The following is a 16,134-nucleotide window of genomic DNA, read 5'->3' on the forward strand; positions in this document are numbered from 1 at the left end:
CGGAAATTTAATGGTACTGGGTGATCACCGGTTCTTTGAGAATCATGTCCACGGCTTCAGCCGCCGTTCTGGCCACGTTGGGAAAGCTGTCGCCAATTTTGGCGATCTGACGCAGGTTTTCCGCAGTGCGCAGAATCAGCCGGGCAAAATCCCCTTCCGCGTAATCGGATCCGGTCATCAGTTCGTCCCAGGGCGTGTCATGGGCCCAGCCATACATGAGAACCGCGGGCTGGACAAAGAGGTTGGGCGCGGAAAATCCGCTGGACAGCAGTTTCAGGGCAAAGGGTTTCAATCCTTTGCGAATCTCCAGAAAGCCTTGTTTAAGTCGTTTGGGAAGGGCGCCTTCAACCAGCGGGTCATCTTTGAATTCTTTTTCATTGACAAACGCGGCCATAATGGCAGCCAGCAGGGCCGGATCCCGGTCCGGCAGCAGGTTTTCCCGGATGCCCTGGGCCACCAGCAGCGGAGAGTCGATTCTGAGCTTGGAAGCCCACAAACCGTCCTCGGTCAGGTTCCCGTCCCGGGTGATGAATCCTTCATTTGCCAGGAAATCCATGTGTGCCAGAAAATCGTTCCACAACAATGCCAGGTCCTGGCCGAACCGCTTTCTGGCCGCTTTGGATCGTTTTTCGCCGGCTGCGATCAGGTAAGAGGCAAACGAGTGGTCCAAAAGCGTTCTCACCTGTTCCGGCGTGTGTGAAAGCAACAGGTTCAGTACCATGGAAAAATCGATTTTGATCTGGCTGTCCACATTCAAAGCCGGAGCGTTCACCAGGCCGGCAATGCCCTTCAGATCCATGAACTTGCCGGGCAGCACCAGGGCGAATCCGATATTGTCCATGCCCCGGCGGCCGGCCCGGCCGGCCATCTGCTGAAATTCACTGGGGCTTAACGTCTGGAAATCCACACCATTGAACCGGTCGGAATTCAGAATCACCACGGACCGGGCCGGAAAGTTGACGCCTGCCGCCACCGTAGAGGTGGCAAACATGGCATTGAGCAGTCCTTTGGCCATCAACGTCTCCACCACCACTTTCCAGGCAGGCAGATGCCCGCTGTGGTGGGCGGCACAGCCTTTTTCTTCCAGGTCCCGGCGGTGGGGGTGGGCGGCCAGGTGGGGATTGCCTGCCACCAGTTCCTCAATGGTCGCTTTCAGGGCCGCTTTTTTTTGCGGTGTTTTGTTGAGCAGATCATTGCGGCACAGTTTCAGGGCATTGTCGCATTCAGCCCGGGATTTTAAAAAAAAGATGGCCGGCAACAGGTCATACCGCTCCATGAGCGTCAGGATATCCCCGAAATCGGGCAGTCTTCCCGGCGGCGCCAGGACCGGCGGTTTTTTGATGCTGGCAAACTTGTACACTTTATCATGAAGCCTGGCTTCACCCGGACCGGCGGTCTTTTTAAGCAGCGGGTACAACGTGCCGGAAGGATGCAGAAATATGGGGTGCAACGGCACGGGCCGCCGTTTGTTTTCCACGATGCGGCAGGTGCGGCCCCGGATGGCGGTCAGCCAGCCGGCGATCTGGTCCGGGTTGCCGATGGTGGCGGACAGCAAAAGCAATGGAATGCGCACCGGCAGATAGATCATGATCTCTTCCCACACCACCCCGCGTTCCGCATCCCCTAAATAATGGGCCTCGTCCAGGATGATCAGGTCGCAGTTCAGGTCTTCTCCGGTGTACATGGCATCGTAGAGCTGGTTTCTCAGGATTTCCGTGGTGCCGATGATCACGTCGGCATCGGCATTTTCCTTGATATCACCGGTGAGAATGCCGACATTTTCTTCACCGAACAGCTGGGAAAACCGGGCATGGATGGAGTTGGTCAGGGCTTTGAGCGGGGTGGCATACCAGATCCGGCCTTTTTTGGCCAGGCAGTTCCGGGTGGCTTCCTCGGCAATCCAGGTTTTGCCGGCCCCTGTGGGAGCGGTCACCAGGCAGTCTGCTTCCTGAACAGCGTCAATGGCTTCGATCTGGAACGGATCCGGTGTAAAGGGTTTGTCGTCAGGTACCCCGATCTTTTCAAAGACGCGTTTGAGTCCTTTGTCCGCACCGGGCTTCATGGCGGGTCTGTTTTCTGGTTTTCGCCGGGGGCGTTTACCCCGGTAATTTCGTTTTGTTTTCATTGGGGACAAGTGTAATCAATATCGGCAAATTGTGCAAGTCCTGGCCTCAGAGATCCTGCCTGGAGTGTGTCAATACCGGTCCATTGGATCTGATGACCTCAGAAAGACTCTTTTTTGTCTGGAACCAGCCGGCTCATCCCTTGGGTGATATGGTTTCTGACTGTGTCCACATGAAACTTCAATGATGCTTCCAGCCGGACCTGATCCCGTTTTTTGATGCTGTTGAAAATATCTTCATGCTCTGCCAGGGATGTGCCGGTCATGCTCAGGTAAAAAAGATTCTGATTATACCGCAGCAATAAAATATCAAACAGTTCCTGGAGCATTTTTACCTGTATGTGGCATTTTGAAAGCGCGGCCAGGGTCATGTGAAATTTCATGTCCGTCATGATCCGCTTATGGTAATTGTCTTCAGCCACGGCTGCCTTGTAGGCGTCAAGGGTGGCTGCCAGCTTTCTGATCCCCTGGTCATTCAGATGCCCGATGATACCCGGAACCAGAGACACTTCCAGAAGCAGCCTTGTGTCATAGATTTCCGTGATTTCCTTGACGCTGACTTCATTGATATAATAGCCCTTGTTGGATTCATGCCGGACGATGTTATGAAATTCCAGCCACTTCAATGCCTGGATCACCGGCGTCATGCTGACCCCGATTCGTGTGGCCAGGTCCTTGTATTTGATTTTCTGGCCCGGCTGGATTTCATTGTAGAACAGCATCTGCCGGATCGCCATATATGCTTTGAATGTCAGATCCGATTTGTTCTGGGTTGTTTGTGTCTGCACCATATTATGTCCTCATCGTGAGCCCGGGCAAAAAAACTTGACACGCCGCACTGGTTTTGGTAGTGGAATATATTTTATAAAATAATTAATTAAATAGTTAATTAAATAAACGTTGTCAAGGGTTTTCCGGATGCCAAACAGGCCAAAATCAATCTTAACGAATCATAAATTCAGCCGGTTATGGCTGATATCCGGATGGATTCACATTGATTTTATTTTTTAAAAACCACGAAGGGCACGAAGTTGACGGCCATGCCCTGACGGGCAGCGCGATCCATGGGATAATCCGGCAGATAGTCCGGGTATGTCATACATGATGGTTAATTTTATGGGAAAGGAAAAAGAGATGAAAAAAGCGAAGATCGGTCTGACACTGTTATTTATGGTGTGTTTGCTGGTGCTGCCGAGTGCGGGTATGTCTGATGATACCCAGTTGACGACACCGGCCACCTTGACCTGGGTAGCCGGCGGTGTGGGCGGCGGCTGGTATGTCCAGGCAGGCGGTATTGCCAGGATGATCACGGAAGCCGAGCCCAAACTCATCTTAAAGGTGGTGCCGGGCGGCGGGGTGGTGAATCCGGTTCGGGTATCCAGCGGCAAGGATGACTTAGGATGGGGAATTACGTTTGTGGATAAAATGGCATATAAAGGGATGGCGCCATTGTTTAAAACCGCCAATCCGAATGTCAGATCCGTGGGAGGTATTTTCGGCACCTATTATATCCATTTTGTGGCCGGCCATGATCAGGGCCTCAACACCCTGTCTGAAATGGCGGACATGGTCAAAGCCGGCAAGGCCATCAAGGTGGCCATGCCCATGAAAGGGACATCGGACCTGCCGTTGATCGAAAATATCCTTAATTTTCACGGGATTTCTTCCCAGGACATCGATAAGGCGGGTGGCAAGATATTTCAGGCCGGGTATGCCGACATGATCAGCCTTTACAAAGACCGGCATGTGGATTTCGTCTTTACCCATCTGGCTCTGCCGGCCGCAGCCATCACCGAGATGATGGTCAGCCGTTCCAGCACCCTTCTTTCGGTTTCAGATGATTGTATCGATACCCTGGCCGATGACCTGGGAACCCTGCCCACCGCTTCGGGAAAACAGATTATCCCTTCGGATACCTACAAGGGCCAGGCAACGGATGTATCTACCGTGGTGAGTACGGGCGAACTGTTGATCGGCAGCCATGTGTCTGATGTTGTGGCATATACCATCACCCGGATTTTATGTGAACAGGTGGAGGAACTGCATGCCATCAACAACGCCAACCAGACCTTTATCCCGGAACAGGGATGGGCCAATGTGGCGGTTCCCCTGCATCCGGGAGCAAAAAAGTATTATCAAGAAGCCGGATACATGAAATAAGCAAAAAAAAGGAGCGGCCCGGGTGAGAAAGTTATGGGGATGGAAAGGAACAGTGATCGGCACATGGCTGACCGTGGTCTCGGTATTTGCCATTTACACGGCAACCTTCGGGGTCATGCAGCCACGGATTCAGCGGGGAGTTCATCTGCTGTTTTTGCTGCCCATGGCTTTTATCCTGTTTCCTGCCACCCGGCGGTCCCCGGTTGACCGGATTCCTTTTTATGACTGGATTCTGGCAATTCTGGCACTGCTGCCGCCTTTTTATCTGATCCTGAACAATGATGCCTTGAGCATGCGGCTGGAATTTATCGATCCTTTGACCACACTGGAGATGGTGTTAGGGGGATTGAACATTCTGCTGCTGCTCGAGGCGATCCGCCGGGCCGTGGTGCCGGCCATGACCATTCTGATCGTGGTGTTTCTTTCATACCTGTATGCAGCCCCCTATATGGGCGGGGTGTTCTTTGCAAAACCCCTGCCGCTGTCAGAACTCATAGAAATGCAGTACCTGATCACAGATACGGGCATCTATGGGGCCATCACCGGTATTTCCGCCACGTTTGTGGCCTTGTTTGTCATCTTCGGGGCATTTATGGAGAGCACCCAGACCGGGAAATTTTTCACGGACCTGGCGTGCCGCCTGGCCGGCAGAAGCCGGGGCGGGCCCGCCAAAGTCGCGGTGATCAGCAGTTCTTTTTTCGGGTCCATCAGCGGGGTGGCCGCGGCAAATGTCTATGCCACGGGCACCTTTACCATCCCCATGATGAAACGGCTGGGGTTTCGGCCCCAGTTTGCCGGGGCCGTGGAAGCGGTTTCCTCCAGCGGCGGGCAGTACATGCCGCCCATCATGGGGGCCGGGGCTTTTGTGATGTCGGAAATTACGGGCATCCCCTATCTGCAGGTATGTATCGCCGCAGCACTGCCGGCACTGCTCTACTACACCAGCCTGATCATCCGGGTCCATTTTATCGCGGTCAAGGACAATGTAAAAGGCATGAAGGAAGAGGACATGCTGGTCCCTGTTTCCACCATTATCAGGGATACTTATCTGCTGCTTCCCATTGTCGGCCTGGTGGCCATGCTGCTGATGGGGTATTCGGTTTTCATGGGGGCCATGGGTGCGATCGTGAGTTCGTTTGTCATCAGTTTTTTTAAAAAGAAAACCGCCATGACGCCGGTCAGGCTGTTTGAAGCACTGAAATCGGCCGGTCAGAAGATGATCATGATTGCCCTGGCCTGTGCCGGTGCCGGCATGGTGGTGGCAATTGTCACCCATACCGGGCTGGCCCTGGGCATTGCCACGGTGATCAACCACTGGTCCGGGGGATTTCTGCTGCCGGCCCTGGTGCTGATCATGGGAACCTCTTTGATTCTGGGCATGGGCATGCCCTGTACCCCGGCCTATATCATCGCCGTGACCATCGGAGGCCCGGCCCTGGTGACCCTGGGTACGGATCTTCTGGCATCCCATCTGCTGGTTTTTTACTGTGCCATCCTGGCGGAAGTCACGCCACCCGTGTGCATCCCTGCGTATTGTGCCGCGTCCATTGCCGGATCCAAGCCGCTGCAGACCGGATTCGAGGCCTTTAAGCTGGCCATTGTGGCATTTTTGATTCCCTTGATTTTTATTTACAACCCGGCACTGCTTTTAAATGGAACCCTGGTGGAAATCATATCCCTGGTGCTGGTGCTGCTCATTGCCGTTGTGTTTTTATCCGCCGCCCTCACCGGCTATTTTTTTACCATACTGAGCCTCTTTCAAAGGACCATCATGGCGGCTGCCGCCATCGGGGCGTTTGTTTTCTGTGCCCACCCGGACCTGGTGGGCCGGCCAATGACACTGGCAGCCGCCACCCTGGCAATCGTTGGGTTTTTTGTGTGGCTTTTTCTGCGGTCCCGGGCAACGGATCCGGTGACTGACAACACCTGAGTATGGCCAGGGATAAAGAGGCGTAAACCCCATGGGTTCCGGAATTTTTCACATTGTGATCATCGGCGGTGGTGTCATCGGCACTTCCATTGCCTGGCACCTGGCAAAAAAAGCGGCCCGGGTCACTCTTATCGAATCCCATGACCTGGCATCCGGGAGCTCCGGGGCCTGCGACGGCCTGGTGTTCATGCAGTCCAAAAAGCCCGGCATCCACCTGGGTCTGGCCATGGAAAGCCTGAAGCGGTTTCATTTGTTGAAAAAAGAGCTGCCTGTGGACATTGAATTCAGGCAGACCGGGGGCCGGGTGATCATCCAGACTCCGGCACAATATCCGGCCATGGAAAAATTTGTCAGGGAACAAAAGGATATCGGCCTGGAAGTCTGCCTGATGGATGCAAAACAAACCCTGGCGGCGGAACCTTTTTTATCTCCTGATATTTACGGCTCCACCTGGTCTTCCCTGGATGCCCGGGTCAATCCCATCAATCTGACGCTGGGGTTTGCACTGGGTGCGAAAAAAAATCATGCCCGGATCCTGACCCGGACCAAGGTGCTGGGAATTCACACAAAAAATAACCGGGTGACCGGGGTTGCCACCACACACGGAGATATTGCAGCAGATTCGGTGGTCAATGCCGCCGGTGCCGGGGCGGGGCGTATCTGTCAGATGGTAAAAATCGACCTGCCAATCGCACCGCGGCGGGGACAGATCGTGGTGACCCAGGCGGCGCGCCCCATGATTTCCAGTTGTATGATTTCAGCCGGATACATTGCAGTCAAATATGATCCGTCCCTGGCCGCAGAACAGGGAGAAGGCATGTCCATGGAGCAGACAGACAACGGAAACCTGCTGCTGGGATCCACCCGGGAATTTGCAGGGTTTTGCACAGAAAACACCATGCCTGGTATTCGCCGGATTATATCACGGACCACTGAGGTACTGCCGGCCCTGAAATACCTTCAGGTGATCCGGACCTTTGCCGGTCTCCGGCCCTATACCCCGGACGGCCTGCCCATCCTGGGACCGGTGCCGTCCCTGGAAGGGTTTTTCATGGCAGCCGGCCACGAGGGAGACGGTATTGCCCTGTCCCCGATCACAGGAGAACTGATGGCAGATATGGTCCTGGGACAAAAAACCGCCATCTCTCTGGCACCGTTTTCTCCGGAACGGTTTATAACCCAGAAAGGACAGGCCCATGAATAATGCGGATACAGACCTGCGGATTTCTTCGGCAAACCGGGGCACAAAAATTACCCTGCAGGTGGACGGGGTTCCCTGTACTGCCTATGAGGGGGAAACTGTTCATGCCGCTTTGCTGGCCGAAGGAATCCGTGTCTTGCGGATTGCCGGAAAAACCGGTGAGCCCCGGGGAATTTTCTGCGGTATGGGCATCTGCTATGAATGCCGGGTCACCATCAACGGTGTCCCGGACCAACTGGCCTGCATGACCCTGGCAACCGACGGCATGCAGATTGAAACCCGATGAAGCAGATGGGATTCCGGTGAAATGAGGCGGTCATGAAGCAGGCGTATGATGTGGTGATCGTGGGCTCCGGGGTCGCCGGTATTGCCGCGGCCAATACCCTGGCCGGTCATGGCCTGGAAATTCTTGTCATTGATGAGAACCCCCAGGCCGGTGGCCAGATACTCAGACAACATTGCCGGGTTACAGACGGGTTCTGGGAATTTGACCCGCGTCTTGAAAGATCCGGCAGGACGGTGTCAACCCAAAAAATTGTTCAAAGCCTGAGGCCGGTCCCGCGGCCCAAAGGGATTACCTGTGTGCATCAGGCCCGGGTACTGGGCATTTTTCCGGACCGGCAACTGCTGGTGCATGTGCCGGACCCCCTGTGTCCGGGCAGTTCAGTATCCGGATGTATGATGGAGATTGATGCCGGATACCTGTTGCTGGCCACGGGTGCCAGGGAGCGGTTTTTGCCGTTTAAAGGATGGACCCTGCCCGGGGTGATGTCCTTGGGAGCGGCCCAGATCCTGATGAAAAGTTCGGGTATCCTGCCGGCCCGGCACACCCTGATTGCCGGCACCAGCCCGCTTCAAACGGTTCTGGCCCTGGAGATTCTCAAAAACAAAGGAAACGTGACCGCGATTCTGGATGAAAACCATTTTGCGAAAAAACTGGGTCTGCTGCCGCTTTTGAAACACCATGGATTCCTGGCAGGGGAGGGGGCCATGCAGATGCTCAGCCTGATGATCCGAAAGGTGAGGTTTCGCCAGGGAGTCCGGGTGACGGAAGCCAGAGGGAAAAATGAAGTAACGGCTGTCGTGACCGCCGACCTTGACAGAAAAGGAAACAAGATCCCCGGTACCTCTCAGATTTACTCCGCCAGTGCACTGGCAGTGGGGCATGGGTTCTCTCCCAACATCGAGCTGCCGGTCCAGGCCGGATGCGCCCTGGATTACGATGCCGACCGGGGCGGGTGGGTGGTCCGGGTGGATCATGCCCTTGAAACATCGGTGGTTAAAGTGTATGCCGCAGGAGAGATCACAGGTATTGCCGGGGCTGGAAAATCCTTTGTGGAGGGAAAACTGGCCGCGTTGTCAATTCTGGAAAAACTGGGAAAAAAAACCGGGCCGGATCGTTATGCGCAAAAACTGGTCCGGATGCAGAAACAGCAGCGGGGCTATGCATCATTTTTAAATCAGCTGTGCCAGGTGCCTGCATCCGCTTATGAGGCTATTGACGATGATGTCCTGATCTGCCGATGCGAAGAAATCTCCATGGGAGAGATCAGAAAACAGATTGCCAAAGGGTTTGTGACAACAGGCAGCCTGAAAAAAGCCACCCGATGCGGCATGGGACGGTGCCAGGGCCGGATCTGCCAGCCGGTCCTGTTTGACATCCTCCTGGCCCTGACCGGCCAGACCCCGGACCAGACAGGCAGCCCTTCTTTCCGGGCCCCGGTAAAAAATGTTCCCATGGCAGCGTTTTTACACCCATGACCCTGCCCCCCCACAAAAAAAGTCTGACAAAAGATCCGTTTATGGGAATCCTGATGCTGGACACCACCTTTCCCAGAATTATCGGTGATATCGGAAATCCACAGACATTTGATTTTCCGGTGCGGTATCGCACGGTGAAAGGGGCCACCCCGGAACGGATCGTGGTCCAGGGAGACAAAGCCATGATCCAGCCGTTTGTTTCCGCCGGCCGGGACCTGATCCGGGAAGGGGCCATTGCCCTGGGCACCTCCTGCGGATTTCTGGCCCTGTTTCATAAAGCCTTGGTGGCGGCACTCCCGGTGCCGGTGTTTTCTTCTTCCCTGCTCCAGGTGCACCTCGCGCAGACCCTGTTAAAAGACGGTCAGAAGGTGGGGGTTCTGACCGCCAGAAAATCTTGTTTAAACCATGAGCACCTGTCTGCCATCGGCATCGCAGACATTCCCATGGCCATCCAGGGCATGGAAAATTTTCCGGAGTTCACCCGGGTGTTCATTGGGGGGCAACCAACACTGGATGTGGATCTGTGCAGGCGCGAGATGGTGTCTGCTGCCATGCATCTGATCAAAGAGCATCCCGCGGTGGGTCCCATCGTCCTGGAGTGCACCAATATGCCGCCATTTGCCGATGCAGTCCGCCGGGTGACAAAAAGGCCGGTATTTGATATCACCACCCTGCTCAGCTCGGCCTGGGCCGGGTGCCGCCGGTGAACCTGGGGCAATACCCTGTCAGGATGTCATATCACAGACCCCATTCAATGCCAGGACATGGTTTTTCCAGGTACCGTCGATCCATAGGTAAATCGGCAGGACTCCCCCCGGCACTGGTCTTTTTATCAGCCATTACCGCAGGCATGAAGCTTTGACCAACTGCTGCCGCCGGGCAGGGTCTGGAACCCACAGGGACCTCAGAATGGTTGCTTGCGTTGCCCCTGAGGTTTCAGTGGTCTTCTCTGGACATGGTGCCGGACAAGGTATATGCTACCAGACGATCGACACAGCCTTGAATGTGGTTCTCAAAAAAAGAGACCATGGCCCCGGTGCCGTGTTAACCAGCATTTGCCTGAACAGATATAAAGCGGTGCCCGTTCCAGGGTGAGACAAAAATATGGGGATTACAGGAACGGAGGGACATGAAAAAAACATCTGTCAAGAAACTGCTGCCCTATATGGTCCTGGCGGTGCTGCTTTGTCTGACTGTGGGCATCCGGCACTACTGGCGTTCTCACGAGAACGAGATGGACCAGGCCCGGTTTGCTGAATATACCCGAGTTATCGAGAACCGGATACTGAACCGGCTGCACAATTACCAGATGATCCTTGAAGGAACCGCCGGCTTGTTTTCCGCTTCCCGGGAAGTAACCTGGCAGGAATGGCGGACCTTTTTTGCGTTCAGAGACATCACCCGTGATTTTCCCGGGATACAGGCAGTGGCTTTTGCGGAACATGTCACTGCTTTACAGCTAAATTCTCACACGCAACGCATCCGGCAACAGGGGTTTCTAAATTATGCAGTCTGGCCGGAAAACGGCAGAAACGAATATGTGCCGGTGGTAATGGTCACCCCTTTCAATGCAGCCAACCAGGCTGCCATGGGATATGACGGGTGGTCAGACCCTGTGCGCCGGGCTGCCATGGAACGGGCCAGGGGCACCGGTATCGTGGCCATGTCGGGCCAAGTGACACTGGCGATCAGGGAGAAAAATACGCAACCCGGATTTCTGATGTATATGCCTGTGTACAAAAGCTTCCGGCCACCTGCGGACATGGCGGATCGGCAGAGGGCACTCCAGGGATTTGTGACAGGTGCCTTTCGCATGCATGACCTGATAGAGGGGATATTTCCGGATCCTACACCCAAAGTCATATTCGAGATCCATGACGGGCGGCGGATGTCACTGGAATCGCTGATGTATTCCTGTAAAACAGAGCGGAATGCCAAGGAACCGGATCATGTCCCGGTGTTCTCCAGCCAAAAGATTCTGGATCTGTACGGCCATCAATGGACTGTGACGTTCCATTCCACCCCGGTCTTTGACGTAGGCCTGGACCGCTGGACACACCACGGCATTTTATTGGCTGGTTTGGCCATCAGCTTTTTTGTGTTTCTGTGGATGAAATCGGAAGAAAAGACCATTGACCGTGCCCGGGCACTTGCGGACAGACTGACTGAATCGCTGCGGGACAGGGAAGCGAAGCTGCGCCGGATCACCGATTCCGTCTTTGATGTGATCTGGACGGTGGATCTGAACCTCAACACCACCTATGTCAGCAAATCCATTGAAAGACTGGTGGGAGAACCCCCTGAGATGTATATGAAAAAACCCATGGCGGAAAAATATGCACCGGAAACCCTGGCATTTCTCCAGTCCATCATCAAAGAAGAACTGAAAAAAGAAAAAGACCCTGAAGCAGACAAAGACCGGTCACGCCTCATTGAACTCAAGGAATACCGAAAAGACGGCAGCACCGTTGACATTGCCATGCACGTGTCTTTCATCCGGGATGAGAAAGGGGCCATCACCGGGTTTCAGGGGGTCACCCGGGACATCACTGATCAGAAACATGCCGAACAACAGGAAATCGCACGCAGGATCGCGGAACAGGCCAACCAGGCCAAAAGTAATTTTGTGGCCAACATGAGCCATGAGATCCGAACGCCTCTCAATGCCATTATCGGGTTTGCAAGGATCCTGGAACAGGACCCGTCCCTGACCACCGTGCAGACCGAACAGGTACAGACCATCTCCCGCAGCGGCCGGCATCTGCTGCACCTGATCAACGATATCCTGGATATCTCCAAAATCGAAGCCGGCCGGCTCACGCTGGACCGTTCTGATTTCAATATCCATGATCTGGTGACGGATATCGCCATGATGTTTCGTTCCAGGGCCGAGGCAAAAGACCTGGCGGTCGTTGTGGAAACACTTGAAACCGTTCCCCGGTATGTGACGGCCGACGAAGGCAAACTGAGGCAGGTGCTGGTCAATCTCATGGGTAATGCCGTGAAGTTCACCCGGACCGGGACCGTCACTTTGCGGATTTGGGCGGAAACCGACTCGGAAGGGCAAAATGAAAAACCGCGGATGTGTCTCCGGGTGGAAGTGGCAGATACAGGCCCCGGTATCCCGGCTTCGGACCAAGAGCGGATCTTTGACCCGTTTGACCAGTCCGACCAGGGGAAGGAGGCCGGCGGCACCGGCCTGGGACTTGCTATCAGCCGGAGCCTGGTGGAGATGATGGGCGGAGACCTCACCGTTGAAAGCACTGTGGGAAAAGGCAGTGTATTCCGGTTCCATGTGCCCGTGACCCCGGCAGAAGGGGCCAGTGAAACCCCGGCACAAAAAACCCGGCAGATCACCGGCCTGGTGCCTGGGGCCGGGCTGGTGAAAATCCTGGTGGTGGATGACCAGAAAAGCAACCGAGACCTGCTGCGCACCCTGCTGACCAATACCGGGTTTGAGGTCAAAGAGGCGGAAAACGGCAAAGAGGCCGTGGATCTGTTTGCTGGCTGGTCCCCCCATGCCGTGCTCATGGACCTGCGCTTGCCCGTGATGGACGGCTATGAAGCGGCCCGGCAGATCAAATCCACGGACATCGGCCGCCATGTCCCGGTCATCGCGGTCACGGCCAGTGCGTTTAAAAACAGTGAAGAACAGGTTTTTGCAGACGGGATGGACGGGTTTGTCAGTAAACCCTTTGAACCGGAAGACCTGTTTGACGTCCTCAAGCAGGCCCTGAAGATCGAGTATGTGTATGCAGACACCCCGGACCCGGCCAAAGACGGAACCAGTGCCTGGTCCTTGGCTGCCAGAGACATGGAAGCACTGCCCCGGAACCTGGTCAAGGCCATGTACCAGGCAGTTGAACAGGGAGACATGGCCCGTCTCAGACAACTGATCACTCAAGTGAAAAAAACCGATGCCCGGGTGGCACACGCACTCAATATCCTTGCCAGTCAATATGCCTATGACAAACTCATGAAACTGCTGAAAGGAGAAAAACACCATGATTCGCAATACTGAAAAACCACTTGTCATGGCTGTGGATGATACACCGGCCAACCTGGAACTGCTCCAGGGGATCCTTCAAAAACAGGGCTACCGGGTGGCGGTGTTTCCCCGGGGGGCCATGGCCCTGAAAGCAGCTGCCAAAAATCCGCCGGATCTCGTGCTGCTGGATATCATGATGCCGGAAATGGATGGGTTCGAGTTCTGCCGCCGATTTAAAGATTATCCGGAACTCAAGGAGATTCCCATTCTCTTTATCAGTGCACTGGGTGATCCTGCCAACAAGGTGAGGGCGTTTTCAGAAGGGGGTCTGGATTACGTGACCAAACCGTTTCAGGAAGAAGAGGTCCTGGCCCGGGTCAACACCCACCTGTGCCTGCACCGGGCAAAAAAGGCACTGGAACTGCACAATCACGACCTGAAAAATCTGGTCAAGGAAAAAGTGGAAGAGATCTCTGATTCACAACTGGCCACCATTTTGGCGGTCTCGAAACTGACCGAGTACCGGGATGATGACACTGGCCGCCATATCGAGCGCACCCAGATTTTTTGTAAAAAACTGGCTCAAAAATTGCGGAACAATCCATACACCGATATCTCTCCGGCGTTCATCGACGACCTCTACCATGCCGCCCCCCTGCATGACATCGGGAAAGTGGGCATCCCTGACAAGATTCTGCTCAAACCCGGAAAACTCACCCATGAGGAGTTCGATATCATGAAAACCCATACAAACATCGGCGCCGCAACCCTTGAACAAGTGCAGGCCAGGTATCCCGGGAACGCCTTTGTCAACATGGGCATTGCCCTGACCCGGTCCCATCATGAAAAATGGGACGGCACAGGCTACCCTGACGGGCTGGCCGGCAAAGAGATCCCGTTGAGCGGCCGGATCATGGCCCTGGCAGATGTCTATGATGCCCTGCGAGCGGCCCGGCCCTACAAAAAACCGTTTTCCCATGAAACAGCCTGCCAGATTATCCGGGAAGATGCGGGAACCCATTTTGATCCGGCCGTGGTGGATGCCTTTATTTCCCTTGAATCTGAATTTGAAGCGCTTTATGATCGCATGAAGCCTGATTGAACCTTGGGCAATACGGCTTCAGGGTCGTCAGATTATTTTACCACGAAGCGCACGAAGAACACGAAGAAACCATTCCTTCGTGTTCTTCGTGCGCTTCGTGGTTTTAAAAAAACAAATCAATGTAATGCCGGAAATGGACGAATTGATATAAACCTCACTTATAACGTCATCTCATAGATGTCTTTCAGGGCCATGACACGGGTTTCCCAGATCCGGTCGAACCGGTCGGGATCTGTGACCGGTTTTTTAATCATGTTCATGCAGAAATTCATCTGAGTCTGGGTGGTGACGGGTTTGGCATACAGCTTCAGGGCAAATTCACTGAAATCCCTGATCATGACATCAAATATCTGTTCCAGCAGGTCCGGGGTGAAGTTATCCATGTGATATTTTTCAATGATGAGCTGGCCATAAGCCACCAGGGTGAACAATTCCCCCAGATACAGCAGAAAATCCATGTTTTTGGCCTGGTCCCTGTCCGGGGTGGCGGTCATGAGCATTTGGGCCAGCTGGTCGATCTGTTCTTTGAAGATATTTACATTGGGCAGGTCCACACGGTCATAGGCCAGGTGATAATCATGGAACTGGATTTTGCCCAGGCCTTTGGTTTCTCCCTGGTTGAACAAAAACGTATCACATCCCGGGTCATCCCGCCGGGGGATGTCGGGAAACGTGCCGGGGTTGAAAAAATAGTTGGCCATGAACTTGATGATCAATGCCATGTTCACATGGACCGTGCCTTCCAGTTTGGGCAGGGATCGGATGTCGGTGGCTGCCATTTCAAAATAGGTGTCTTTCTCAAACCCCCTTGCCGCAATCACATCCCAGATCAGGTTGATGACGTTTTCTCCCTCACAGGTCACCTTCATTTTGACCATGGGGTTGTACAGCAGGTACCGCCGGTCTTCAGGCGAAGCACACCTGAAATAATCAGCGGCCCGCAAAGAAAACAGCTTCATGGCGGCCAGGCGGGTATAGGCATCCACCAGCAGCTGCCGGATATGGGGAAAATCTGTGACCATTTGACCGTACAGGTTCCGGTGGGCCGCATGGTTGAGGCCTTCATACAGGGCATGGGTGCAGACGCCGATGGATGCCCAGCCTAAGTTGAATTTTCCCACGTTGATGGTGTTTAACGCGCTGTCCCAGGCAGCCCGGCCCGTGGACATGATGTCCGCATTGGTGACAGGGTAGCCGTTCAAAGCATATTCGGCCACATAGCCTTCCCAGTCCACCACATTCTGGACCAGATCATAGTTGTCATGGGCAGGGTCGGCGGCAAAGAACACATACTCATCGGTTTCCGAGTTTTTGCCGAATGTAGACACAATCCCGGCCTGGTTGGCGTTGCCGATATAGTATTTACCGCCGTCCGCCACGTATTTTCCGTCTCCCAGGGGGGTCAGGGCCATGTCCGACCCATACAGATCCGCGCCATGGGCTTTTTCCGACAGGCCAAAGGCGAATATGTGGCCGTCTTTCAACAGTTGTGCGGTTTTTTGCTTGATCTCTTCGTTATCCCCCATCCAGATAGGACCCAGGCCCAGGATGGATACCTGCCAGGTATACCAGTGGGAAAGATTGTAGAACCCCAGTATTTCATTGAAATCACAGATGCGCCGGGTGTCCCACCGGGCGTTTTCATTATCTTTTGCATATTTTTTCGGGGTGAGCAGGGTGGCGAAAATCTGGTTTTCCTTTAAAAAATCCAGAAAATCCTGGTACCAGACCCGCTGGTGGAAATCGGATTTCAACTGTTTTTTGCCCCGGGTCTCAAAATAAGCAATGGTTTTTGTCATGATCTGCCGGGATGCGTCATCCAGATGATCAAAAGTGGCGGTCCTGGGATTGAATAAAATCATGCCGTGGT

Annotated in this window: 11 protein-coding genes; 8 read left to right on the forward strand and 3 right to left on the reverse strand. The window is 54.3% G+C overall.

Translation table 11 applies throughout. The features are described from left to right. Positions 1-7 precede the first annotated feature (7 nt). Both K365_RS0108330 and K365_RS0108335 read right to left on the reverse strand, forming a co-directional pair. On the reverse strand, positions 8-2,062 hold the full coding sequence (locus tag K365_RS0108330; protein ID WP_084490033.1) for a DEAD/DEAH box helicase: 2,055 nt from the start codon (positions 2,060-2,062) through the stop codon (positions 8-10). A 161-nt stretch (positions 2,063-2,223) separates the two neighbouring features. After that, the gene (locus K365_RS0108335) at positions 2,224-2,913 is read right to left on the reverse strand and encodes a GntR family transcriptional regulator (protein ID WP_024334215.1); all 690 of its coding nucleotides are present in this window, start codon (positions 2,911-2,913) and stop codon (positions 2,224-2,226) included. A gap of 343 nt (positions 2,914-3,256) precedes the next feature. On the opposite strand from K365_RS0108335, the gene K365_RS0108340 reads away from it, so the two are divergent. From K365_RS0108340 to K365_RS0108375, 8 genes are all read left to right on the forward strand, one after another. Continuing rightward, on the forward strand, positions 3,257-4,282 hold the full coding sequence (locus K365_RS0108340) for a TAXI family TRAP transporter solute-binding subunit (protein WP_024334216.1): 1,026 nt from the start codon (positions 3,257-3,259) through the stop codon (positions 4,280-4,282). Positions 4,283-4,304: 22 nt separating this feature from the next. Beyond that, positions 4,305-6,212: a TRAP transporter permease gene (locus K365_RS0108345; protein WP_024334217.1), complete on the forward strand. Its 1,908-nt coding sequence runs from the start codon at positions 4,305-4,307 to the stop codon at positions 6,210-6,212. 31 nt (positions 6,213-6,243) lie between these two features. Beyond that, the gene (locus K365_RS0108350; RefSeq protein ID WP_024334218.1) at positions 6,244-7,416 is read left to right on the forward strand and encodes an NAD(P)/FAD-dependent oxidoreductase; all 1,173 of its coding nucleotides are present in this window, start codon (positions 6,244-6,246) and stop codon (positions 7,414-7,416) included. Further along, positions 7,409-7,699, forward strand: a complete 291-nt coding sequence (locus tag K365_RS0108355) for a (2Fe-2S)-binding protein (protein WP_029725060.1) — start codon at positions 7,409-7,411, stop codon at positions 7,697-7,699. The genes K365_RS0108350 and K365_RS0108355 overlap by 8 nt, the downstream gene beginning before the upstream one ends. Before the next feature lie 32 nt (positions 7,700-7,731). Continuing rightward, the gene (locus tag K365_RS0108360; RefSeq protein ID WP_024334219.1) at positions 7,732-9,174 is read left to right on the forward strand and encodes an NAD(P)/FAD-dependent oxidoreductase; all 1,443 of its coding nucleotides are present in this window, start codon (positions 7,732-7,734) and stop codon (positions 9,172-9,174) included. Further along, a complete protein-coding gene (locus tag K365_RS0108365; RefSeq protein ID WP_024334220.1) occupies positions 9,171-9,881 on the forward strand; it encodes an aspartate/glutamate racemase family protein in 711 nt (236 codons plus the stop codon). Before K365_RS0108360 ends, K365_RS0108365 begins: the two co-directional genes overlap by 4 nt. Before the next feature lie 422 nt (positions 9,882-10,303). Then, positions 10,304-13,195, forward strand: a complete 2,892-nt coding sequence (locus tag K365_RS26430) for a CHASE domain-containing protein (RefSeq protein ID WP_024334221.1) — start codon at positions 10,304-10,306, stop codon at positions 13,193-13,195. Beyond that, a complete protein-coding gene (locus K365_RS0108375) occupies positions 13,179-14,264 on the forward strand; it encodes an HD domain-containing phosphohydrolase (RefSeq protein WP_024334222.1) in 1,086 nt (361 codons plus the stop codon). Before K365_RS26430 ends, K365_RS0108375 begins: the two co-directional genes overlap by 17 nt. A gap of 158 nt (positions 14,265-14,422) precedes the next feature. Here the strand turns inward: K365_RS0108375 and K365_RS0108380 are convergent, their stop codons facing one another. After that, a complete protein-coding gene (locus K365_RS0108380) occupies positions 14,423-16,126 on the reverse strand; it encodes an acyl-CoA dehydrogenase family protein (RefSeq protein ID WP_024334223.1) in 1,704 nt (567 codons plus the stop codon). Positions 16,127-16,134 lie beyond the last annotated feature (8 nt).

Origin of the sequence: Desulfotignum balticum DSM 7044, from assembly GCF_000421285.1 — a bacterium.
In the GTDB taxonomy this organism is placed as follows: domain Bacteria; phylum Desulfobacterota; class Desulfobacteria; order Desulfobacterales; family Desulfobacteraceae; genus Desulfotignum; species Desulfotignum balticum.

Coding starts and splice junctions, on each gene's coding strand:
- K365_RS0108340 (WP_024334216.1), top strand. CDS start 3,257: ATGAAAAAAGCGAAGATCGGTCTGACACTGTTATTTATGGTGTGTTTG.
- K365_RS0108360 (WP_024334219.1), top strand. CDS start 7,732: ATGAAGCAGGCGTATGATGTGGTGATCGTGGGCTCCGGGGTCGCCGGT.
- K365_RS0108350 (WP_024334218.1), top strand. CDS start 6,244: ATGGGTTCCGGAATTTTTCACATTGTGATCATCGGCGGTGGTGTCATC.
- K365_RS0108335 (WP_024334215.1), bottom strand. CDS start 2,913: ATGGTGCAGACACAAACAACCCAGAACAAATCGGATCTGACATTCAAA.
- K365_RS0108375 (WP_024334222.1), top strand. CDS start 13,179: ATGATTCGCAATACTGAAAAACCACTTGTCATGGCTGTGGATGATACA.
- K365_RS0108355 (WP_029725060.1), top strand. CDS start 7,409: ATGAATAATGCGGATACAGACCTGCGGATTTCTTCGGCAAACCGGGGC.
- K365_RS0108365 (WP_024334220.1), top strand. CDS start 9,171: ATGACCCTGCCCCCCCACAAAAAAAGTCTGACAAAAGATCCGTTTATG.
- K365_RS0108380 (WP_024334223.1), bottom strand. CDS start 16,126: ATGATTTTATTCAATCCCAGGACCGCCACTTTTGATCATCTGGATGAC.
- K365_RS26430 (WP_024334221.1), top strand. CDS start 10,304: ATGAAAAAAACATCTGTCAAGAAACTGCTGCCCTATATGGTCCTGGCG.
- K365_RS0108330 (WP_084490033.1), bottom strand. CDS start 2,062: ATGAAGCCCGGTGCGGACAAAGGACTCAAACGCGTCTTTGAAAAGATC.